This is a genomic window from Paenibacillus solisilvae (genome assembly GCF_042656405.1).
In the GTDB taxonomy this organism is placed as follows: Bacteria; Bacillota; Bacilli; order Paenibacillales; family Paenibacillaceae; genus Paenibacillus_Z; species Paenibacillus_Z solisilvae.
The window spans coordinates 138512-160566 of the sequence record NZ_JBHSOW010000068.1; the positions used below are offsets into that span (position 1 = coordinate 138512).

20 protein-coding genes and 1 pseudogene are annotated in these 22055 nt (G+C 48.3%); 19 read left to right on the plus strand and 2 right to left on the minus strand.

All coding sequences use genetic code 11. The annotated features are described in order from the left end of the window. Positions 1 to 73: 73 nt before the first annotated feature. Positions 74 to 555: pseudogene (locus ACFPYJ_RS18985) on the minus strand (LD-carboxypeptidase). Positions 556 to 719: 164 nt separating this feature from the next. Between ACFPYJ_RS18985 and ACFPYJ_RS18990 the strand changes: the two are divergent. The 15 genes from ACFPYJ_RS18990 to ACFPYJ_RS19060 all read left to right on the plus strand — a co-directional run bounded on the left by ACFPYJ_RS18990 (position 720) and on the right by ACFPYJ_RS19060 (position 17029). Then, a complete protein-coding gene (locus ACFPYJ_RS18990) occupies positions 720 to 1826 on the plus strand; it encodes an amidohydrolase/deacetylase family metallohydrolase (RefSeq protein ID WP_379189750.1) in 1107 nt (368 codons plus the stop codon). After that, positions 1804 to 2907 carry a DgaE family pyridoxal phosphate-dependent ammonia lyase gene (locus ACFPYJ_RS18995; RefSeq protein WP_379189751.1) on the plus strand — a complete coding sequence of 368 codons (1104 nt, stop codon included), beginning with the start codon at positions 1804 to 1806 and terminating at the stop codon, positions 2905 to 2907. The genes ACFPYJ_RS18990 and ACFPYJ_RS18995 overlap by 23 nt, the downstream gene beginning before the upstream one ends. 1 nt (position 2908) lies before the next feature. Continuing rightward, on the plus strand, positions 2909 to 3664 hold the full coding sequence (dagF, locus tag ACFPYJ_RS19000) for a 2-dehydro-3-deoxy-phosphogluconate aldolase (protein ID WP_379189752.1): 756 nt from the start codon (positions 2909 to 2911) through the stop codon (positions 3662 to 3664). Next, positions 3657 to 4679, plus strand: a complete 1023-nt coding sequence (locus ACFPYJ_RS19005; protein ID WP_379189753.1) for a sugar kinase — start codon at positions 3657 to 3659, stop codon at positions 4677 to 4679. Before dagF ends, ACFPYJ_RS19005 begins: the two co-directional genes overlap by 8 nt. Continuing rightward, complete coding sequence (locus tag ACFPYJ_RS19010) at positions 4679 to 5395, plus strand: GntR family transcriptional regulator (RefSeq protein WP_379189754.1); 717 nt, start codon at positions 4679 to 4681, stop codon at positions 5393 to 5395. The genes ACFPYJ_RS19005 and ACFPYJ_RS19010 overlap by 1 nt, the downstream gene beginning before the upstream one ends. A gap of 296 nt (positions 5396 to 5691) precedes the next feature. Further along, positions 5692 to 6501: a phytanoyl-CoA dioxygenase family protein gene (locus ACFPYJ_RS19015; RefSeq protein WP_379189755.1), complete on the plus strand. Its 810-nt coding sequence runs from the start codon at positions 5692 to 5694 to the stop codon at positions 6499 to 6501. 126 nt (positions 6502 to 6627) lie between these two features. Continuing rightward, positions 6628 to 7656 (plus strand): DUF4432 family protein, encoded by a 1029-nt coding sequence (locus tag ACFPYJ_RS19020; RefSeq protein WP_379189756.1) that lies wholly within the window; start codon positions 6628 to 6630, stop codon positions 7654 to 7656. 440 nt (positions 7657 to 8096) lie between these two features. Next, positions 8097 to 9470: a GGDEF domain-containing protein gene (locus ACFPYJ_RS19025; RefSeq protein WP_379189757.1), complete on the plus strand. Its 1374-nt coding sequence runs from the start codon at positions 8097 to 8099 to the stop codon at positions 9468 to 9470. Between the two features lie 135 nt (positions 9471 to 9605). After that, complete coding sequence (locus ACFPYJ_RS19030; protein ID WP_379189758.1) at positions 9606 to 10622, plus strand: NAD-dependent epimerase/dehydratase family protein; 1017 nt, start codon at positions 9606 to 9608, stop codon at positions 10620 to 10622. 3 nt (positions 10623 to 10625) lie between these two features. Continuing rightward, positions 10626 to 11708: a dihydrodipicolinate synthase family protein gene (locus tag ACFPYJ_RS19035; protein WP_379189759.1), complete on the plus strand. Its 1083-nt coding sequence runs from the start codon at positions 10626 to 10628 to the stop codon at positions 11706 to 11708. A 229-nt stretch (positions 11709 to 11937) separates the two neighbouring features. Then, entirely contained in the window at positions 11938 to 13164 is a 1227-nt protein-coding gene (locus tag ACFPYJ_RS19040) for an MFS transporter (protein ID WP_379189760.1), read from the plus strand. Next, a complete protein-coding gene (locus ACFPYJ_RS19045; RefSeq protein WP_379189762.1) occupies positions 13151 to 14317 on the plus strand; it encodes an iron-containing alcohol dehydrogenase in 1167 nt (388 codons plus the stop codon). Before ACFPYJ_RS19040 ends, ACFPYJ_RS19045 begins: the two co-directional genes overlap by 14 nt. A gap of 186 nt (positions 14318 to 14503) precedes the next feature. Beyond that, positions 14504 to 15457, plus strand: coding sequence for an aldo/keto reductase (locus tag ACFPYJ_RS19050; protein ID WP_379189763.1), 954 nt, complete (start codon positions 14504 to 14506; stop codon positions 15455 to 15457). Positions 15458 to 16049: 592 nt separating this feature from the next. Further along, positions 16050 to 16523: a hypothetical protein gene (locus ACFPYJ_RS19055; RefSeq protein WP_379189764.1), complete on the plus strand. Its 474-nt coding sequence runs from the start codon at positions 16050 to 16052 to the stop codon at positions 16521 to 16523. Further along, positions 16520 to 17029 (plus strand): hypothetical protein, encoded by a 510-nt coding sequence (locus ACFPYJ_RS19060; protein ID WP_379189765.1) that lies wholly within the window; start codon positions 16520 to 16522, stop codon positions 17027 to 17029. The genes ACFPYJ_RS19055 and ACFPYJ_RS19060 overlap by 4 nt, the downstream gene beginning before the upstream one ends. 592 nt (positions 17030 to 17621) lie before the next feature. On the opposite strand, the gene ACFPYJ_RS19065 is transcribed toward ACFPYJ_RS19060, so the two are convergent. Further along, the gene (locus ACFPYJ_RS19065; RefSeq protein ID WP_379189766.1) at positions 17622 to 18065 is read right to left on the minus strand and encodes a hypothetical protein; all 444 of its coding nucleotides are present in this window, start codon (positions 18063 to 18065) and stop codon (positions 17622 to 17624) included. Positions 18066 to 18807: 742 nt separating this feature from the next. On the opposite strand from ACFPYJ_RS19065, the gene ACFPYJ_RS19070 reads away from it, so the two are divergent. The 4 genes from ACFPYJ_RS19070 (at position 18808) to ACFPYJ_RS19085 (ending at position 21943) form a co-directional block, all read left to right on the plus strand. After that, the gene (locus ACFPYJ_RS19070) at positions 18808 to 19188 is read left to right on the plus strand and encodes a PadR family transcriptional regulator (protein WP_379189767.1); all 381 of its coding nucleotides are present in this window, start codon (positions 18808 to 18810) and stop codon (positions 19186 to 19188) included. Between the two features lie 20 nt (positions 19189 to 19208). Continuing rightward, on the plus strand, positions 19209 to 19883 hold the full coding sequence (locus tag ACFPYJ_RS19075) for a hypothetical protein (RefSeq protein WP_379189768.1): 675 nt from the start codon (positions 19209 to 19211) through the stop codon (positions 19881 to 19883). A gap of 262 nt (positions 19884 to 20145) precedes the next feature. Further along, positions 20146 to 20571, plus strand: a complete 426-nt coding sequence (locus ACFPYJ_RS19080) for an SRPBCC family protein (protein ID WP_379189769.1) — start codon at positions 20146 to 20148, stop codon at positions 20569 to 20571. A 430-nt stretch (positions 20572 to 21001) separates the two neighbouring features. After that, complete coding sequence (locus ACFPYJ_RS19085) at positions 21002 to 21943, plus strand: phosphotransferase enzyme family protein (RefSeq protein ID WP_379189770.1); 942 nt, start codon at positions 21002 to 21004, stop codon at positions 21941 to 21943. Positions 21944 to 22055 lie beyond the last annotated feature (112 nt).

Here is a 22055-nt window from a genome sequence, read left to right on the forward strand (position 1 = left end):
AAGACGGAATTGAATAGGATAGAGGATGAAAAAAATGGGGTGGTGTTGTTGTTGAAGCGGAAAAGACAGTTGTCTAGTCAACGCTGACCACAGGTTCCAGGACTGTCAAGCTGTTGGAGTATGTATTCATATTCACTGTGGCTCCGATGGGTATTGCTGCTTTGTAAACGCCATGGGCGGTCGTAAGATTCGTCATGAGTGGTTTTCCAAGCGGCACAACGAATTCGTCAATCAAATCATTGTATGATTTAAAAGTTATAGGAGGGTGTATTTTGCCGGAAGTCGATAAGCAAAAGGCTCTGAAATGTAATCAAATTAACCCGGCTATCGCCGAACATCTTCATTAAATCCGAAGCCCGCTCCTGATCTGTTCCCGCAAGAAAACTGTTGTTTGCATATACATAATCACCGAGCACGACATTAAAACCAATATTCTCCAGAAATCGTACTCGATCGTTAATTACAGCAGCATGGACTGCCCAATGTCACAATTCCCACTGTATCGCCTCTGCGCAGAATGGGAGGTTTAATGTGGTTGGGGTTTTGCTTTGCAATCCATTTGTTTCGCCATGTTCGACAGTATGTTAATAGGATTGAGTTAAACATTATAATGTTTGTTGACGCCAAACTCTATTCCATGTATCTTAACATTATAACGTTATAACTTAATAAAGCGTGCCTAGTAAACCGAGAACGACAACACCGGAGGTGAGCTTACGATGCTAGAAAGGTTAGTGCTGCGCAGGGCGACGCTCGCAGACGGCAAGACAACGGTCGATATCGTGATCGAGGACGGCGTCATTGCAGAAGTGACTGCAGCGGGCAATGCCAGTGCCACTGACGGCAGCATGATAGACTGCTCCGGGCTTTACATTTCGAGTGGATGGGTCGATCTTCATGTCCACGCTTTCCCGGAATTTGATCCCTACGGCGACGACATCGACGAGATTGGCGTGAAGCAAGGCGTCACGACAATCGTCGACGCGGGCAGCTGCGGCGCGGATCGAATCGGCGATCTGGCAGCTAGCCGCTCGAAGGCTATGACGAATGTATTCGCGTTGTTGAATGTCTCCAAAATCGGCTTGCTCCGAATCGATGAACTATCTGACATAGGTTGGCTCGATAGGGAGAGCGCTTTGCAGGCCATTCGAGCTTATCCCGGCTTCATCGTCGGATGGAAGGCGAGAATGAGCGGCAGCGTCGTTCGGAACAACGGCATCAAGCCTTTGTATATCGCAAGGGAGCTTGCGGAAGAAACCGACCTGCCGTTGATGGTCCATATTGGCTCCGCTCCGCCGCGCATTCAGGATATTCTTCCTCTATTGGCGAAGAATGATGTCGTGACGCACTATTTGAACGGTAAGAGCAACAATTTATTCGACGACGGTCAGCCGCTGAATGAGCTGACTGAAGCCATGGCGCGAGGCGTTCGACTGGATGTCGGGCACGGAACAGCAAGCTTTTCCTTTAAGATCGCGGAGGCGGCGAAACGAAGCGGCATTCGGTTCGATACGATCAGCTCGGACATCTATCGCGGGAATCGGCAGAATGGTCCTGTGCGCAGTTTATCGCATGTCATGTCGAAGTTTATGTACTTGGGTTACTCATTAAGCGAAGTGATCGACGCTGTGACGGTACAGGCGGCAGAATGGTTGAAGAAACCGGAGCTGGGCCGCATTCAAGTTGGAGATCAAGCCAATCTGACATTGTTCTCCGTCCATCATGAGCAAACGGAATTCGTCGATTCCGAAGGGGACAAGCGCTTAGGCGATCATCAAATTCAAGCAAAAGGGGTTTTTGTCAATGGTCGGTTCATTGAATGCTAAATACGGATTGAAACGCGTCATTAACGCCAGCGGGCGAATGAGCATTCTCGGGGTGTCGGCTCCTACCGACACGGTTATGGATGCGATGAAGCAAGGCGGACAAAGCTACGTAGAAATCGCCGATCTCGTCGATAAGGCCGGAGATCATATCGCGGGCGTGCTGGACTCCGAGGCGGCTGTGGTCGTCAATTCAGCATCGAGCGGCATCGCGCTTTCCGTTGCGGGTATTGTAACGGGGGGGAATAAGCGTCTCAGCGAACGTCTTCATCAGGAGCCGATCGCCAAGAATGAAATCATTATCCTGAAAGGACATAACGTCCAATATGGCGCTCCGGTAGAGACGATGGTGTTCTTAGGAGGAGGCAAACTCGTTGAAGTCGGTTATGCGAATGAAGGCAAAGCCGAGCATATGGAGGACGCAATCAGTGATCGCACGGCCGCGATTCTATACGTCAAGTCTCATCACTGCGTGCAAAAAAACATGATCAGCGTAGAGGAAGCTTGGGAGGTTGCGCAGCGAAATGGCGTGCCTCTTATCGTGGATGCGGCGGCGGAAGAGGACGTTCAGAAATATGTAAAGTGCTCGGATCTCGCAATTTACAGCGGCTCCAAGGCAATCGAAGGGCCGACCTCAGGTATCGTCGGAGGCAAGCGAGCTTTCATCGAGATGGTCAAAGTGCAGCTGCACGGCATCGGCCGCAGCATGAAGGTTGGCAAGGAAACGACATTCGGGCTGCTTCAAGCGCTCGATGAATATATGGTGAAAAAGGATAACAGCGAGCAGGAGAAAGCTGCCCTGCAGACGCTTATGCCTCTTAACGAGCAAGCTGGCGTCAAGGTAACTATCGTGCAGGACGAAGCGGGACGCGCGATATTCCGCGCGCGCATTCATATCGATCCGCAGCAATCGGGCACGAACGCCAAGAAAGTCGTCGATGGGCTGCAGGGTGGCGACATCGCCATCTATACGCGAGATTACGGCGTGAAGCAGGGCTATTTTGACATCGATCCACGTCCGCTGCTGGGCGATGACATCGATGTGATCGCAGCTAGAATTCGTACGCTAACGGGAGGCAACTAACATGTCGAATATGACAAAGCGATTGTACAAAGGCCGTGCGGCTCTGAATGTTCTGGCTAACAGTGTAGATAATGCAAAAGAAGTATTCGAAGCTGCTGAAGGCTTCGTGCTTGTCGGTGTCCTCTCGAAGGACTATCCGACCGTCGAAGCTGCCGTTGCCGCGATGAAGCAATACGGGGAAGCGATCGACGATGCGGTATCGATCGGATTGGGCGCCGGAGACAATCGGCAGGCGGCTGTCGTCGCGCAGATCGCGAAGTATTATCCGGGCACGCATATCAACCAAGTGTTCCCGGCTGTCGGAGCTACTCGTGCGAACCTTGGCGATCAGGACAGCTGGATCAATAGCCTCGTATCCCCGGCAGGTCAAGCCGGTTTCGTGAATATTTCGACAGGCCCTGTCAGCGCTGCACAGCCTGTACATGCGATCGTGCCCGTGAAGACGGCGATCGCGCTCGTACGCGATATGGGCGGCAACGCTTTGAAGTATTTCCCAATGAACGGCCTTAGCCGCGAGGATGAGCTTCGTGCCGTAGCAAAGGCTTGCGCAGAAGAAGGATTCGCCCTTGAGCCGACAGGCGGCATCGATATGGACAATTTCGAGCCGATCTTGCGCATCGCGCTTGAAGCGGGTGTTCCGCAGGTGATTCCGCATGTATACTCTTCGATTATCGACAAGACGACCGGCAGGACGAACGTGCAGGACGTGCGCGTATTACTCGAGGTCATGAAAAGGCTGGTCGATCGCCATGGCTAACCGAGTGCGCGTCGCCTCATTCGGAGAAGTCATGATGCGCTTGCAAGTGCCGGGATACGACTTGCTGTCCCAGGCAAGCTGCTTGAACTATTCGTTTTCCGGTACGGGCGTGAATGTAGGCTCGGTGCTGGCACGTTTTGGTCATGACAGCTTTCTCGTATCGAGGCTGCCGGACAACGCAATTGGAGACGCGGCGGCAGCGAGCCTCAGGAAGCTGGGGCTTTCGACAGACTTCATCCGCCGTGGCGGCACCTACTTGGGCATGTATTTCCTGGAAAACGGCTTTGGACCAAGGCCAAGCCGTGTCACATATTCCAACCGGCAAGAAAGCAGCTTTAATACGGCTCCAGCCGATGCATATGACTATGAAGCGATCGCAGGCAGCATCGATGCCGTTCATTTCTGCGGTATTACGCTGGCGATGAACGATGCCGTCAGGCACCATATGCTTGAACTGGCCAAGGCGGTCAAAGGAAAAGGCGGTACGGTCATCTTCGATTGCAATTACCGAGCAGGCCACTGGGGCGAAGGAGGTTACGCCTTAGCGAAGCCCTTTTACGAGAAAATGCTTCAGCTTGCAGATATCGTCATGATGAACGAGAAGGACGCGATGTTCATTCTGGGCATGACTACGGACAAGGAAGACCGGCTGGATCAGCTGCAGGCATTAATTCCAGCGGTTGCAAGCGTTTATGGTATTTCCGTCATTGCCGGCACGCATCGGACGATCAACGGTGATCATACGCACTCGTTGCTCGGTTTTCTGTACAAAGACCATGCTTTCGCATTCTCCGAGCGGCTTACGTTTGCCGTCTACGACAGAATCGGAGCGGGAGACGCCTTCGCTAGCGGAATCATCCACGGGGAGCTTTCATCCTTCGGCCCGGAGCGGACGGTTCGTTTCGCTGCAGCTGCCGCGATGCTTGCGCATACGGTGGCTGGAGACACGCCGATGTCTAATGAAAGCGAAATTCTGCGCGCGATGACGGATACGAACGGAGATGTGATCAGGTAATGAAACGATCCCGCAGTAAAAAGCCGTTATACGCGCAGATTGCCAACATATTGAAGGACCGAATTCTGCATGGCGTTTATCCGGTGGGGACGAATGTTCCATCGGAGCCGCAGCTTGAGGAAGAATTCCAGGTTAGTAAAATCACAGTTCGAAATGCGATCAAGGAGCTGGCACAGGACGGCTACGTGGAATCGGGCAGCGGCAAAGGAACGAAGGTCATCCGCAACACCTCCTCGTCCAAGCTGTCTAAGTTAAAGCGGTTTACAGAGGTACTGGTCGAAGAAGGCCACCAGATCCGCAAACAACTTCTTCATGCAAAGAGCGTTTCGAATGAAGCGGGTTCGCTCGCACACCAATTGTTCGGGGAACGTTGTCTGCGAATCGAAAGGCTGTACCATCTGAATGAGCAGCCCTATATTCATTACACGCATTATCTGTCGAGCCGGGCTGCTAACATTGAGCTGTCCGATCTGAACGCGCAATCGCTCTACGGCCTGCTGGAGGAGCAAGAGGTGTCGTTGGAGAGATACCGGGACGAATTTTCTGTATCCGCTGCGGCTCCTGCTTCTATCCTTGCAGCGCTGCGGATCAAGGAAGGAACGCCGCTTCTGAAACGCACCCGTCATTCTTATGACGAGAGCGGCGAATTGATCGAATACAGCGAAGGCTATTATCATACCGAACTTCATCAATACGTCGTGAATTACGACGTATAAACTGGTAATAACCCTTTCTAAGAATCATTAGTCAACAATACCGAAAAGTTAGAGGAACAGGCTTCTGTCGATAGCAGATGCCTGTTTTTTTATGCAACCTTAGACTATAGGAAGTCCAAACAAGCTCTTTGACCATGGTGAGAGGTGTTGGATCTCGTCCTGTTGATGATGAGAATCTTAAATATTGAAGGAAAAGGGCAGGTTAACGTGAAGCTCGCGTAGAAGATTACTTGAAAGGGAAAAAATAAAATTCTTCCACCTGTTTATTCTTATAGACTAATTTGGAGGTTATTTCATTGGAAAATCATACCACAATTTCATTGACGGATGCACAGATTGAAAATTACAGAGAAAATGGATATTTAATGATTAAGAAATTGTTTACGTTGGCCGAATGTGATGAAATTATCCAGAATGCCAATGACATGATTACCGGAAAAATTCCGCTTGGTGCACCTAATGGTATATATATGGAACCAGAGGCAGTCGCGCAAGGGCTTGTATCGAATGATAAGCCTGATCCGGCCTATCTGTTTAAACTTGGTCATCGCATGCATATGACAGATGAAATCTTCCGCTATTATGCTATGCATGACAAATTAGCAGATGCCCTGGCAGATCTGATCGGACCCGATATCAAGTGCGTACAAAGCATGTATATTGATAAACCGCAAAATTTTGGTGTCGGTCAACCCTACCATCAAGATTCCTATTATCTGAAATCCGAACCTAATACGTTAATCGGAGTTTGGATCGCTCTTGACGATGTTGATGAACAAAATGGCTGCCTGCATGTCATCCCAGGGAGCCATCGAGGGCCAATTCTCCCTCATGAGGTGCCGATCGACGAACGCCAACGGAAGTATTTTCAGGAAGTATATGCAGCAAAGAAGGAAGATGAAGTCCCCTGCCGCCTGCCGAAAGGATCAGCCGTCTTTTTTCCGGGGACGATGCTGCATCGTTCGGGAGATAACGAAACCGCGGATCGTCAGAGGCGTGCGTACGTCCTGCATTATGTGAGTGCACGATCGAAACAGCCTAACCTAACCAACTCACACAACCCGCATCTGCTCGTGCGGGGTCGTCAATACCCAGGGTGTGTATAAGTAACCGGCAGATTAAAGTGCAGTGAAAGCTTGGCTAATCGTCTGAATCAGAGATTATCCAATAGGCAGACGTATCATATGGATTTCTTCTAAAGTTTCATTCGGTCAAGGAGGAGGCAAGAGAATATGCGATTATACGGCAAAGATTGGACACGGCGGGAGATCGAGGCGCGAGTCGGGAGAATGGAGCAAATCGGCGGATTGCGCCGCTATAAGCTGTCCGAAGGACTGGAAGCCGGAACGGAAATCGTCGAAGTACGCACCGGCACAGGGCTGCGGTATCTCATCTCGCCTTCCAAGGGTCTTGATATTGGACTTGCGGAATGGAAGGGTATTCCGATCTCGTGGCAGTCGCCGAACGGAGACGTCAATCCGGCGTATTACGAATCGAATGGAAAGGAATGGCTTCGAACCGCATCCGGCGGGCTGCTCATGACTTGCGGCTTGACTCATATCGGTGCGCCTGAATCCACGCCCAGCGTCCAGGGGCTGCACGGCCGAATTCATCATACGCCTGCCTCACAGATATGCGCTGTCACCGAATGGATCGAAGACGAGTACTGCTATCGAATTGCCGGTGTCATGGAAGAGACTTCGATTTTCGGTGACAAGCTGCGGTTGCATCGGACGATATCCGGGCGGCTTGGGGACAGCCGAATCGTTATTGATGACCGGGTGGAGAATGCGGGTTTCCGCCCCGCGCTTCATCGGATTCTGTACCATTTCAACTTTGGATTTCCTCTGTTGTCGGAAACAGCCGACATTCAGCTGCCCGCAGCGGAGCGTTCTGCTGTCGTCCCCGGTACGCCTCTTGAGGGCTTCGACAGTTGGTGCGCGCCTGATGCATGGGTCGGCGAGAAAGTGTACTACCACCGCCTGCTGGATGAGGCTTCCGATATCAGAAAGATGGCGGAAGCATCGATCCGTAATATCGATTTTCCGGCGGGAGCATTAACGGTGCGGCTGCGATGGTCGGCTGACACGCTTCCAATGCTCGTGCAATGGAAGATGCCCGGGGCTTGCGAGCATGTACTCGGTTTGGAGCCTGCGAACGGACCGTTCAACGGACCGGGGACAGATGTCGCCTCGTACTCGCTAGAGCCGGGACAAGCAGTTAAATACAAGCTGGAAGTCAGCTTGGATATCGTCGAATGAAGAAGTGAGGATTGGCGATTCGAAGGAGCTCGCGAACGTCAGCGAGATAAGCCAGCACGACCGAGGGGCGTGTTCAGGAAGAGATTCGATTACGTAAAAACCTACCGGCGCGTATGCCATTAGGCTAGCGGGGTGAATTAAACCAAGTCCAAATTGTTTTCTGTGTCGGTCCGCCTGCGAATATTACTCGCCAATAAACGGTTTCACCTGGAGCCACTACTCCGAAACGTAAACTCAGGGTCTTATCCCCCCTGTTATTTGCCCAAACCGGCTTTAAAACACCGCTGCGTCGATCATGAAAGCAAGCATAACGCTGTATGTTCTGAGCTTATTTCTAACGCAACTCCTCCAATGGAATATCAGATCTCTGCTCTACAATGTGCTATATTTATATAAAGACGTTTTGTAGACGTTGTCCTAATCGTGACGGAGGGTTTTAGATGTATAACATAACCGAATCAAACGCAACCAAGGCCACAAACTCGGATAAAGGCATCTCGATCGGCGTAATCGGCCCGGAAGCTTTGGTGAAGCAGATATTGAAGGTGTTGAAGTCGTTTCCCTCATTCCAGCCAATACCGATCGCATACAGGAAAGAAGACGAGGCTCCCGGGCTTGCTGAGGAAATCGCCGATGAAGTCGAAGTGCTTCTCGTATCCGGGCCGGTCCCGTACCGCAAAATCCGTGAAGAGACGAATTTGAAGGTGGCCCTGCATCATATTCCGTTAACCGATACCAGCTTCTTCAGGGCGCTGTCCAGGTTGAAAAACGCACTCGGTCCGGAAAGACGACTGCGGGTTTCCATCGACACGGTTGGGATGCAGATGGTGGACAAGTCATTAAAGGAAATCAATGAAACCCGAGTCGATGCGGTTCATTATGTCGGTCTGGCCTATCCATCCAGAGAAACATTGACCGCTTTCCATAAACACCAATTCGAGTCCGGAGCTTGCGATGCAGTCATGACGGCCGAAGGATCGGTAGCCCACGCGCTGTCTGAGCTGGGCATCCCATGCGAATGGATCGTTCCGACTGATCAGAATATCGTCGTAGCGCTGGAGAGGGCACTGCTGTCGACGGAAACGAGGCAGAGTAAGGAAGCACAAATCGTCGTAGGTTTATTGAACGTCGATCAATTCGAGAAGCACATTCATTATCATTCCTCCGAACATGAGGTTCAAAAGTTTAAGCTGGAAATACACCGGATATTGCTCGACTATGTGGAATCGCTTGACGGTTGTTTGACGCATCTCGGCGGGGACGAATATTTGTTTTTTACGACTAGGGGAATCTTCGAGAGGGAAACCGGCGGCTACAAAACGATCCCTTTGGGCAAACATGCTTATCATAAACTCGGCCTTTCCTTGAGCATTGGAATCGGTTTTGGCCGATCGGCCAATGAAGCGGGGACGCACGCCAGAACCGCACTGCGCAAATCGAAGGAGGCGGGCGGAGACGCATGCTTTATCGTACGGGAAGACCGCACGCTGATCGGACCGCTTTCCATGTCCGACCCGCTTACTCTCGACCTGTCCTTGACAGATGAGGGATTATTGAAGAAAGCAGAGAAGGCGGGGATGACCTCCGATTATTTGAGCAAGCTGATGGCGCAAACGGCCCGAACGGGCAAAACGGATTATAAAGTGCACGAGCTTGCCGCCATTTTGGATATTACGGTCAGGAGTACGCACAGGCTGCTGCTGCAGTGGATCGATCATGAGCTGGTAAAGGTCGCCGGCGTGGAGAAGGTACCCAAAGGAAGACCGCGTCAAATTTTCCGACTCTCTTTCCTGGAGGATAAAGCTGGCGTATAAGAGGAAAGAACCGCCCTCCGCGGACTTTCCTCTTTATTAAAAGACAACATAAAGATTTGTCTTTTATTAAATCGGCGATTAAGATGAGATTAGTGACGCGTACATATCTCATGCATGGAAGGAGAACTGTGAATTTTGAAAACGATCGAACAATTGGAAACCAAGCTGGCCGAGCCCTCGGCAGCGCTAATACAAGACATCAAGGAAATTGAAGGCGATATTGTGTTGTTCGGCGTCGGTGGGAAGATGGGGCCGAGTTTGGCCAGACAATTAAGGAACGCTATCCAACAAGCGGGAGTCGACAAAAAAGTGATCGCTGTTTCGCGGTTTTCGGAGCGCGGGCTGCAGGATCAACTGCAAGCCGAAGGCATACAGACGATTGCTTGCGATCTATTGGAGGATGAGAAGCTTCAAAGCCTGCCGGACGTCAAAAATGTTATCTATATGGCCGGTAACAAATTCGGTACGACCGGCAATGAATCGTTCACGTGGGCGATGAACGCCTACCTGCCCGGTAGGGTTGCCGAGAAGTATCGGAATTCTAACATCGTCGTATTTTCCTCCGGCAACGTGTATCCTTTTACCCCGGTCGGGAATGGAGGCGCAAGCGAAGCGGTGTCTCCTTCTCCGATCGGCGAATACGCGCAATCCTGCTTGGGGCGGGAACGCATCTTTGAGCACTTTTCCAAAAAGTATGAAATACCGATGGTCATTTACCGTCTAAATTACGCCATCGATATGCGTTACGGGGTTCTTCTTGAAATCGCCAAGTCCGTAATAAACGGTAAAGCGGTCAATCTAACAATGGGCCATGCGAATGTCATTTGGCAGGGAGACGCGAATGAAATCGCGATCCGTTCCTTGCTCGCTTGCGAAGCTCCGGTTAATTTTCTGAACGTTACGGGACCGGAAACGATGTCGATTCGCTGGGCTGCGGAGGAATTCGGCAAACGGTTCGGCGTCGAACCTTTATTCGAAGGCGTTGAAGCCGATACTGCTTTGTTGAGCAATGCGTCCAAATGCCATCAGCGATTCAGTTATCCACGCGTGCCGCTCCTGCAAATGATTGATTGGACAGCTGAATGGGTGAAGGCTGGCGGTGCGACATTGAACAAGCCGACTCATTTTCAGGAGAGAAAGGGGAAATTTTGAACCATGATCCATCGAAATGAGATGTCTCAAGAGCAGACTCGGGCTCTGCACGACGGGCTAGTCATTCCGGCCCATCCTCTCGCTCTTGACAAGGACCGCCGGTTGGATGAAGCACACCAGCGAGCGCTGACACGCTACTATATGGCTGCTGGAGCGGGAGGCGTCGCAGTCGGCGTCCATTCCACGCAGTTCGAAATCCGCGATCCGAAATTCGGTTTGTACGAGAAGGTGCTTTCTCTGGCGGCCGAAGAGGTCAAACGTGCACAATTGCAGCGACCTTTCATCCAAGTAGCAGGTATCTGTGGACCGATAGAGCAAGCGCTTCATGAAGCGGAAATATCCGCGGGGCTTGGGTTTGATGCCGGACTGCTCAGCATGGGCGGGCTTCAGGGCTCGTCAGAATCGGACATATTGAAACGGACGGAAAAGGTGGCCGAGATCATCCCCGTCATCGGCTTTTATTTGCAGCCGTCTGTAGGCGGAAAAGCGTTCAGCTTCGACTTTTGGCGGGCGTTCGCCGATATACAGGGTGTCATAGCGATTAAAATGGCGCCGTTTAACCGATATCAGACGATAGATGTGGTTCGCGCTGTCTGTTACTCCGAGCGTCGTGACGAAATCGCCTTGTACACAGGCAACGACGATAACATTGTTGCTGATTTGTTGACGGCATACCGATTCCGGATAGAAGACCGTATTGTGGAAAAAAGAATTGTCGGCGGACTGCTGGGCCATTGGGCGGTTTGGACGAAAAAAGCGGTGGAGCTGCTTGAAGAAATAAAGCGTATAAGGACACAACAAAATATATCGCCGGAATGGCTCACACGCAATATTGAAATAACCGATGCGAATGCCGCATTTTTTGATCCCGCTCATGGATTCGCTGGTTGTATTCCGGGCATACATGAAGTGCTGAGGAGACAAGGTCTCATGCAAGGGACATGGTGCTTGAATCCTCACGAGCAGCTGTCCGAAGGTCAACAGGAAGAAATCGACCGGGTATATCGGGAGTATCCGTATTTGAACGATGACGATTTTGTGCAAAAGCAGCTGGCGGACTGGCTCCATCCATTCCCACAAGAGTGACGTGCTTTTTTGGGGTGAAGTCAGGGGCCCCCTGAAAAGAATAGAATGTGTCTGAAGACGCCCGGGCCGCATGATCCGGTAGTTGTCGTCGGATTCGGGGCGGTAAACGCGCTTCCTTATTATTTTTATATACGTATGTTCTTGTTAAAAATGAAAGGATGCAGGTGCACTAAATTATGTTATTGTTATAATAGCTCGAAATTATTTGGTAACGAGAGGTATTCATGCAATGCAAATCATTCGTGACGTTCGCAAGTTTATTTCGATCCCCGGAGCGAGAACACTGCTCACCATGTTATTTCTCTACGGCATAGGAACCGGCATTTTAGCACCTATGAACGCAGTATATCTCGACGAGAGCGTAGGGCTTTCGAAAGTTCAGATCGTTGCCGTCTTCGCGGTATCCCTGTTCTGCAATATAGCCATTACGATTACAGTCGGTTGGATCAGCGACCGTCTGAACAACAAGAAGAAGCTCCCGGTATTAGCGGCTTTCCTTTGCATTATCGGGTTGTCCATCTACATGAATGCTTCTGGTTTTCGGAGTGCGCTCATTGGAATGACGATCACAGTCGCACCGTCCGGTTTGATCATGGGGCAGTTGTTTGGCATGGCTAGAAATCATTTTTCCCGCAGAGCCGGTGACATTGTGGAGATGGCCCAACTTTGGCTTCGGGCATCCTATAGTGTTGGATTTTTCACGGGGCTGCTGCTTGGAGCGAACATCTTCCTTATTGCAACGTTTAAAGGCGTATTGTGGGGGAATATGGCAGGTTATGTGTGTTTGGTGGTTTTGTTGCTGTTGTATAAAGAAACGACGGGAGGACCGGGAGCGAAGCAAGCGTTGAAAGGAGAACCGTTCTCCCTTGTAATGCTGGTTGCACTGCTGATGCTCTCTTGTGCCGATGCCATTCGAGGATTATATTTGCAGCTTGTCGTATTAAAGCTGTTCGGTAAGCCGGAGATTATGTCCTACATATGGAGCGCCCAGGCGGTATTTGAGCTGTTTTTCATGACACTGGGCGGATATTGGGCGGCACGGTACGGTAGTAAGAAGATTATTTTTCTTGGCAGTTGTTTCGCGCTCGTCACTTATTTGACTTATACGAGCAGTTCCTCGCTTCCTGTCTTCTTTGCCATACAGCCGTTGTATTCATTCTTTGTTTCGATTCTGTACGGAGTTGCCATGGGATATGTGCAGCGGATGTTCTTAAGCCGAACAGGCTTTGGGGCAAGCTTATACGTGTTCATATCGCAGACGGCTTCTTTAATCGGATATTTCTTACCTCTGTTCATTCAGGGGATAACGCCGAACATATTCTTCATACCGAGCGCTCTTGTTGCGCTATCATTACTTATAATCGGAATGGTGTTGTACCGGGAGAGAGGATCGAATATGAGGAGTACGATGAAAAAATCTATTGTAGATAAGGGAAATCTAGATGCAAACTTATAGCTACTTCTGTAATACGAGAATCGAGATGGGGATGGGGAAATCCGAGCAACTGCCCGAACTATTGAATTCCTTAGACATCGGTTCATCCATTCTGCTAGTCAGTGATCCAGGCATCGTGAAGGCAGGATTAGCAGCACCGATTCAAACTGCGTTGGAGGCGTCAGGTTACCGGGTAGTTCTATTTGATTCACTCTCGCAAAATCCAAGGGATACGGAATGTATTGCCGGGGCCAAGCTGTTTACTGAGCAGGGCATGGATGCTGTGGTTGCCGTTGGCGGCGGAAGCGCGATGGATGTGGGGAAAGCGATCGCACTGCTTGGTCCTAATGGAGGTGCGCCGATTGATTATTGTGAAGGAAGAAGGGCTTACACCAACATCTCACCCATTATTTGTATTCCGACCACGGCGGGCACCGGATCAGAAGTGACGCGTTCCGCAGTTATTACAGAGTCTTTCACGCATCGGAAATTCACGCTTAAGCATGCCTCGTTACGGCCGCTGCTTGCTCTTCTTGATCCGAAATTGACGTTCACAGTGCCGAAGTCCGTCACAGCGGCAACAGGTGTTGATGCATTGGTTCATGCGATTGAAGGCTATACGTGCAAAGTCGCTAATCCAATCTCGCAAGCGCTGGGTGCAAGGGCAATGCAGTCGATTGTTTCTGCTTTGCCGATCGCATTTAGAGATCCGGAACATGAACAGGCTCGTTATCACATGATGGAAGGCAGTCTGTTGGCGGGATTGTGCTTTGGCTCAAGCGATGTTGCGGCTGTCCACTGTTTAGCTGAGGCGCTTGGCGGGCTGTACGATACACCTCATGGGGTTGCGAATGCGGTATTTTTGCCCTATGTGTTGCGATTTAACACGCAAGAAGAGAAGGCGATCCATGCGACACTGGCGCGAATAATGAATTTTGCTGCAGAGTCGGATAAAGATGAGATTGCGATTGATAAGATGATCGAGGGAATTAGGGAGTTTACGAACAAGCTCGAAATTCCGAAGCTGAAGGACTTGCCAGGAGTACAGATAGAGGATTTTCCTCGAATCGCCGAGTTAGCTGTCCAAAATAATTCAACGCCCAGCAATATCCGTTCGATTGGCGCCCAGGATTACTTGCATATTCTTCAACAGACCTACGATGATGTTGTTTAGTAAAAGCGGCGGCTTTAACCGACGTCCTTATGAAGACTTGAGATGAATTCGGTGAATGCCTCTCCTCGGATAACGTTAAACGAGTTGCAGAGGGTCTCTGGAGCAATCTCTTAATTATAATTCAACAGCATCAATAATCTTTCCATGCTATAATAGTTGGTAAAATTAAAACTGGAGGAATTTGGCATGCGATATCGGAATTTGGGGACAAGCGGATTGGAAGTTTCGGTGCTAGGTTTGGGTACGAATGCATTCGGTGGACGCGCAGACAAACATACTTCGATTCGAGTACTGCATCACGCTGTTGACAATGGGATCACATTCATTGACACCGCCAATATTTATACAGGTACGAAGTCGGAAGAGATAATCGGAGAAGCGTTTGAAGGACGGCGTCATGAGGTGCTCCTTGCGACAAAAGTGGGCATAAAGCTAGGAGAAGGTCCGAACACCAGAGGCTCCTCACGTCAGCATATTCTAAAGGAACTCGAAGGGAGTTTGCGTCGCTTACAAACGGACTACATTGACCTGTATCAGATCCATGTTTTTGATCCGAAGACTCCGCTTGACGAGACTCTCCGTGCTTTGGATGATCTAGTGACATCCGGAAAAGTGAGATACGTGGGGGCCTCGAATTATGCAGCTTGGCAAATGATGAAATCCCTGGCCATTAGCCAAAGTCAACATCTGATCAAGTATGTTTCGGTTCAACCCGGTTATTCACTGGCTGATCGCGGTGTTGAAAGGGAACTGCTTCCGTTCTGTGTAGATCAGGGGATCGGACTCATACCTTATTTCCCTCTGGCAGGAGGAATTCTTACAGGCAAATATTCTGGAGGTTCGGTACCAAGCGGATCGCAGTTGGACAAGAACCCTAACTTTGCGCAACGTGTGAACTCCGCCCGAGTGGAGTTGGGTGAACAGGTGGCAAAAATTGCTGCGGAGATCGGTACTTCCGCCACGGCCCTCTCGCTGGCTTGGTTGATGCACCAACCTGCAGTAAGCACCGTCATCGCCGGAGCGACTCGTGAATCGCAAATCGATGAGAATCTGAAGGCGGTTAACCTCAACCTTACCGAAGACGTTCTGAAATCGCTCGATGAAATAAGTAAAGACTTTATCTATTCACCTCCGTTTTGAAGCATAATGAACTGCGCGTGAAAAGGTGAAAGATTGGTTTCCAAAACATAGGGCACCCTCAGGTACCCGAAGCGATGGAGCGTGCGCGCACGAACAAACGGCAGCTTAAAAATTATGGTATCCATCATTCAATAACAGCAGCGGCAGCTTAGGACTTTTTTCGAGTCCGAGGCTGCCGCTGTTTTTTTTACATCACACTGCTCGTAGTCTGGTCCAATTTTTACACCATTAATCGAGGTCATTCATGTGCGTTTTTTTTCCTGCTGGACGGCTATTTGTCTCGTGGTTTTCCGACATTAGTCCGAATGGAGTTTTTTTAAAACTCAAAGAAGAAACCTATTAATAAAGGTTTACCTCCTTTTAAGGTACAGGAGCTACAAATTAGGATTTCCAGTAAAGTTGAGTGGAAGTCCCAACGTACTTATAACACCCACACTTCCTTCGACTTTTCCTTGAATGTATTTGAAAAAAATGGGAAAAGTTATAGGAGTACATATTAAAATCTGCATATAGCATATATTTCCCCTTGTACAAACATACTTAAATTGAAAAAACACACAAGTGTCCACGGTGGAGGAGAGGTGCTTCTAAGATGGTCATCGTCATATTCCTGCTGTTCGCGTGGTTTTGCATTCATGTACTGATTAGTTTGCCGTGCAAGCTGCCGTTTGTTACGAACGTCCTCTTAATTATGACAATAGAAATTGTACTCATTAACAAACTGACCATTATCGGCTTCAATCTGCGGTTATTCGAGATTAATATGAGAGTACCCCAATTTCTATCCTTGATCCTACACAATGATTTTACTGTTACTTTCATCCTGCTTACATTTGCCAACGTATTTCTTACTACCTCCAAAGCCAGCGTACGCTTGGGAATAACGGCGTACACGTTCTTCTTACAGCAAGTAACAGGACTTGCGCTGCGTTGGAACGGGGTACTCACAGATAATGGCTGGAATATCGTAATGGAGTCGGTGATGATTGTTTTGGTAATGGCATATACCTTGCTCATGGGAGCGCTCTTTAAACGAATGTCCTCTAAAGAAGGGTGGATACGGTGACGGACAATATCGTGTATGACAATCATTTTAACGGGAATGAGTGGTTCGTCATCGGGGTGACTGTAATCTTCTTGGCAGCAATTTGGTTGTTTCCCCGTCGATTTTCACCGACACAAACCACTTTTAATCTGCTAATCGGGATTGTGCTCGGACTCATATTCGACCATACGATCGCGGTGCCGCCATTTGACCTTTACGATGTTGGAGACCAATCGAAGTACCAGTTATTTGATATGTTCTCTTATGTGATGTATGCACCATTTGGGTACTGGTTTATTTATTGGTATGAAAGACTGCGAATCTGCGGGATATTAACGATAGCGTATATACTCGTTTGGACGGGACTTAGTATCGGAATGGAGTGGCTGAGCGTACAGGTCGGAGTATTTCACTACAAGGACAGCTACCGCTTATTCTACTCGATCCCTATTTACTTGATTCTGCAGAGCGTCCATCTGGGGTTGTATCGTGAGGTGTTTGCTCGGGAGCGCTGGAAGAGGCGGTAACTGTCAAACTCAAGTATAGAAAATTCGACTCCTTTTTGATCCTTTATGATGAAGCATATTCTTGCCAAAAGTGATTTGAAGCATATCTGTGTCAAAACGGCAAAAAGATATGCTTCAAGTCACATTATTTATTCCAGGGCAACATTTGCAGCAGCTTGGAACATATAGTGTTCCAGGCTGCTGCTTTTTTTCGTTAAATCTTTAGCTGAGGAAAATGGCAATAGGCGTTGATCCCGTTCCGGGCTCTGAGGCGTTCCATGATGCATACATACAGACATTGGAAAGTAATCCTGAAATTCCAACTCAAGTCATCCGTCAGGCTTAATTCATTTGCCTGACTCAAGCGACTCAGACTATTGACATAACCACGCCTTACTTTGTGCCTGAAGCATAACTGTATATTGCCAGCAACAACACAAAACGGCCGCTGTTCGCATTGCGAAAGGGCAGCTTTGTGTGTATATGCTAGTCCAAATTACTCGGTCTCTCAAAACTTGTGAAATGTGATTAATGCGTTTCTGCAAAATAAAGGGTGTAAGATACATAGTACCTTAGTGGTTCCTACTCAGTTATCAAATGGCATATGAAGTCCTTACCCTGTGAAGTTGCCCGCAGCGGCCGTCCCACTAAAGTTTCTTGCCCCGATTGTCGAACCGGCTGCTGCCGCAAAAATCTGAACTCTATAGCGGATTTGTCCGGTTGTGACAAGTGCTGCGGATGGGAAATCAACGGCACTGAAGCCCCAACCTTCATTGTCCAAGTTATCAGCAGCGCCAAAAGTTGTTGAGAAAATAGGAGTGGCCTCGTCATTTCTAATAATTTGAAGAGTTAATAGTCCAAATTGAGGACTAACGACTACTTTCGCGTAGCCTGTCAATAGGACCCGAACCAGTCCTTGGTTTGCTGCTAATACCCCACTGGTTTGAAGCCCGATATCCCCGAAAACCAGCGGTGCAGCTGCTAAGGGGATTGCTACGGGAGCTGCATCAGAATTATCTTGTGACGATATGCGTAAGTCTAAAAATTGAATAGTCATAAGTTAATTCACCTCCTTTTAGTTTACTATATTCAAAACTTGTCCAATCCGTTCTGGGCATGCGGTAGCATGAAATAATGCTTTACCAACGTTGTACAATAAAGATCGGGGGAACCGTTCGAGTCAATGATTGCTGCATGAAGGACGTTGTAAACGACAGCCGCCTTGATTTGGACAGTTCTGGTTCTACCGGCAAAAACGCGTGAAATCACTATACGTGTTGACACGCCTTTATTCTTGCTCGAAGTTAGTTTGGAGCATGTTCGAACCTATCTTCTGCTTTCCATTTTTATTCCATACTTTTATCTTTCGTTCGATTGAATTTGTTTAGCACTTGCCTGCGTTCATTCATGATCGGCGTATCTAACTCTATGTATGAAGAAATTAGTTTCCCTTCTAGAGCTGATTTGAGGCTCCCTTTTTACCGCCCTTCGATTCAATCTCTCCCCCAGGCAAACGGATTCAGCTGCTAAATCCGTATAGAAGTTTCAATTTCTGTATTTAGATGAGTACGGAAACAACAATATGCTAAACACCTCTGTAGATGCAGCATTCGATAGCTGCTGCAAAGTTCGAGTCTAGGTACAGAAGAGTAGAAGAGGTAGCAATGGGAGATAGGCGGGGGGGAGAAAAGTGGCTGCAAAAGTTTAGATAAGCATGCCAACACGTATATTGTTGGCACGCCTAAATTGTGGTAGATTAGGAATAAATCATTAGTTCGATGAAAGGCAGGTGCCCCTCTTTGCCGCGTAATGAGAATCCCGTTGTGAAGGAAGAAACATTAGGCCATGTGGTGAAGGTACAGCAGGTCATGGACTTTATTGTGCTCGCTGAATTGCAAAAAGGCAGACGCTACGGTAAACAAATTGATGATTATATCGTCGAAGTATTGAACGGAGTCGGTGTCAATGATTCGTATCTTGCGCAGCGCTTAAAGACACTTGCGGAGAAAGGGCATGTCATCGGGAAATGGGACAGTGATAACCGGTATAATCGTTTCTATGAAATTACGGATTCAGGCATCGAATATTTCAACCAGCTGCTTCGTGAACTGCCTGAACGGGTTGAGCTTGCGCAAAAGGTCTATCGGATGTTCAATAAATTTATGAACAAATATGATTAATGAGAGAGGACGATAACCAGGTGGATTTTAATTATGCCGAAGTTGTTGCTGATCTGAAGAAGGCCTTTGTCAAAGGTACCGTGCAATTCCGCAGTGATAATGGCCGGCCGTATATTCCGAATCAAGTGTATACCGACCGCGTTGAAGCAGCCACCAACAGCCGGTGGAGCAGGGAAATTAAAGAGCTTGAAATTAATACAGCAGGCCGGTTCGTCAAAGCGATCGTCCGGATCCATATTGGAGCTTATTATCGGGATGGGTACGGGTTCTGCAGTATAGAGGAAGATTCAGCTAATCATCCGAAGAAGATTGCTAATGCCGTGGATAAAGCGGTGAATGAAGCCCTTCTAGAAGCCTTCGACAGCTATGAGATGGGATGGAGAGATCTGGCGCCATATAAGAAAGAGGATTGGGCAGGAAATCCTGCTCTGCGGCATCTGCTCGAGTCGGATGCCCCTCCTGCACCCGGCACAGAGATTTCCGTGCGCAGCCATTTCATCTCCGAGCGTACCTGTATCTTTACCAATTGCGGTAAACGGCTGACCCGTGAGGAGTGGGATATTCTAGGGATGGTCAAGGGGTTGAACCGTGACAAAATGACCTACTGCTACAACCATCTGCGGCCTCATTATAAGAAGCTCCTGCCCGAAGAACTTAAGAATAGACTTGATCATGAGTACAGCGAAAACCCTTGATAATCAAGGGTTTTTTTATTGCATCAATTACTGCGGCAATTGTTGATGGGGATGGATGCACTTTTATCATCACTTAGCAGCTGCAGCGTGAAAGCACTTGAACATTATTGGATAGGAAGCTGAAAGTTTCTGTTAATGAATTCCTTATTCGTTGATCGGCAGGTTATTCTAAATATTGACAGTGACGAACATTTGTTCTAAAATTTTAACTAGAATGAAGGCTCCATCTGACAGGATTTAAGATTTAACTAGGAGGCTTATGATGTCCACGAACACTTCCCGAATTATGATTCAAGCATCTGCGAATAGAGTCTGGGATGCACTTACGAAACCCGAATTAGTTAAGCAGTGGCAGTACGGAAGCGATCTTATTACGGATTGGCAAGTCGGCAGTGACATTCGTTTCAGCAGCGAATGGGAGGGTGTCGTCTATGAGCAATGGGGGAAGGTACTGGAAGTCGTCCCGTTTTCGCTGCTTAGATACTCCCTTTTTGCACCGCGGCCGGGCCTGGAGGACAAGCCCGAGAATTATTTCATCATGAGCTATGTGCTGAACGAAGAAGAGAATCGTACGTTATTAACGATTGAACAGCAGGATAACAGACCAGAAACCGGTACCCAGGAATCTAATGAAGATGAGAGTCAGTCGGTTCTATCTGCACTCAAGGCCATAGTCGAGGCCAACTGATTAAGTTGAATCTCGTGCTTACAGATAGGAACTCATAGCGAACCGCCCATTCATCGGGCGGTTCTTTTGTATTGGAAGGAACAAATATGGAGCGCGTATTAATAAACGCTTAGTTAAACTAAAGAATTAGTTTACATATTATAATTTATGTAATCTATGATCCTGCACAGGCAAGACTTCCAATGTTGGCATGCTGTAGATTATTATTGTTGAAGTTGATTAATCAACTAATGTTGGTATGTTTTAGCACCAACGAACGAGTAGCAGCTCGCTATATACATGTGCAAAGTGCGTTTTTTTAGTTGTGCAAACGCGATCGCTGTAGGATGATGAGAATGACGTTATTGTAGAAGGTGGAAATAAAGCTGGTATACAATGACTTTCAAGGACCGCTTGTTAACGAAACTATAATCCTAGGAGGAATTTTCTGGTGACATTAACGGAAATATCTTTTGCATATCTAGAATCATTAGAAATTCCCGTTGGAACTCCGCAAGCGCTTTCAAGAATGTCTGGCGGATTTAGCAATGATAATTACTTGCTTACGACCAGTCTTGGCAGGTATAGACTCCGAGTGCCGCAATTTTCTATTCAGGCAGACCAACTTTTGGCTGAACAAATGGTTTTGAAATGGGCATCAGAAAAAAGTAATATTGTTGTTCCGCTGCTGCATCACTTTACACTGCCGAAAGGTACGCACCTGAGCATATTTCCATTCATTGACGCTGATCTCAATTTTGATTTACATAATGAACAATTGATGCGCAGTGCCGGCATGGCTCTAGCTGAATTTCATCTGGCTGTCGAGGGGTATACGGGTAAATTGCCTATGAAGCCGTTATCCAGGTCCTTCAGTCTTCATGCGGTAGATATTGAAGATCTAAGAACCATCTTGAATGAAGAAACGGTATCCGAGTACCCCGGTATTTGGGATGCTGTAGAAAACCTATTATCTCGGATGCAAAAGATCAGTAAGCAAATGACCGAGGAGCCTTATATTTCCCTGCCTCATCTTTCGTGCCATGGAGATTATGCGCCTGCTAATCTATTAGCACATCAAGACAGTGTAGCCGGAATTATCGATTTTGAGTGCTGCCGCTGGGCGCCGAGAGTATACGATTTGGCCACCTTTTTACTTGCCTTGCAGCAAGGTGAGGGATATGAGGAATTTATGTCAGCTTGGTTCCTGAAAGGATATAAATCCATGATCACCTTATCGGATACAGAGCTTGGGTGGATTCCAAGATTACAAATGATCCGTTCTTTGGACGCGGCCAACAGACATTTTAAACAAGCGATTCAAGGAGATTACCAAGTACATGCGGGTCTAGTGATGTATTGGGACCGTATAACAAGTGTTGGACAGAACTGATCTAAGCATGGAACAAACTGCGTACTGACATGGACCGGTTCGGCAGACAAATCGCAGCCGATAAGTCTGCCTTATTGGCTTGCACACTTCAACTAGAAGCCTGTGTTTGCAT

Excerpts from the sequence above, each read along its gene's own strand:
- ACFPYJ_RS19010 (WP_379189754.1), top strand. The coding sequence starts at position 4,679 with ATGAAACGATCCCGCAGTAAAAAGCCGTTATACGCGCAGATTGCCAAC.
- ACFPYJ_RS19005 (WP_379189753.1), top strand. The coding sequence starts at position 3,657 with ATGGCTAACCGAGTGCGCGTCGCCTCATTCGGAGAAGTCATGATGCGC.
- ACFPYJ_RS19080 (WP_379189769.1), top strand. The coding sequence starts at position 20,146 with ATGTCCACGAACACTTCCCGAATTATGATTCAAGCATCTGCGAATAGA.
- ACFPYJ_RS19055 (WP_379189764.1), top strand. The coding sequence starts at position 16,050 with ATGGTCATCGTCATATTCCTGCTGTTCGCGTGGTTTTGCATTCATGTA.
- ACFPYJ_RS18995 (WP_379189751.1), top strand. The coding sequence starts at position 1,804 with ATGGTCGGTTCATTGAATGCTAAATACGGATTGAAACGCGTCATTAAC.
- ACFPYJ_RS19040 (WP_379189760.1), top strand. The coding sequence starts at position 11,938 with ATGCAAATCATTCGTGACGTTCGCAAGTTTATTTCGATCCCCGGAGCG.
- ACFPYJ_RS19050 (WP_379189763.1), top strand. The coding sequence starts at position 14,504 with ATGCGATATCGGAATTTGGGGACAAGCGGATTGGAAGTTTCGGTGCTA.
- dagF (WP_379189752.1), top strand. The coding sequence starts at position 2,909 with ATGTCGAATATGACAAAGCGATTGTACAAAGGCCGTGCGGCTCTGAAT.
- ACFPYJ_RS18990 (WP_379189750.1), top strand. The coding sequence starts at position 720 with ATGCTAGAAAGGTTAGTGCTGCGCAGGGCGACGCTCGCAGACGGCAAG.
- ACFPYJ_RS19035 (WP_379189759.1), top strand. The coding sequence starts at position 10,626 with ATGATCCATCGAAATGAGATGTCTCAAGAGCAGACTCGGGCTCTGCAC.
- ACFPYJ_RS19025 (WP_379189757.1), top strand. The coding sequence starts at position 8,097 with ATGTATAACATAACCGAATCAAACGCAACCAAGGCCACAAACTCGGAT.
- ACFPYJ_RS19045 (WP_379189762.1), top strand. The coding sequence starts at position 13,151 with ATGCAAACTTATAGCTACTTCTGTAATACGAGAATCGAGATGGGGATG.
- ACFPYJ_RS19065 (WP_379189766.1), bottom strand. The coding sequence starts at position 18,065 with ATGACTATTCAATTTTTAGACTTACGCATATCGTCACAAGATAATTCT.
- ACFPYJ_RS19020 (WP_379189756.1), top strand. The coding sequence starts at position 6,628 with ATGCGATTATACGGCAAAGATTGGACACGGCGGGAGATCGAGGCGCGA.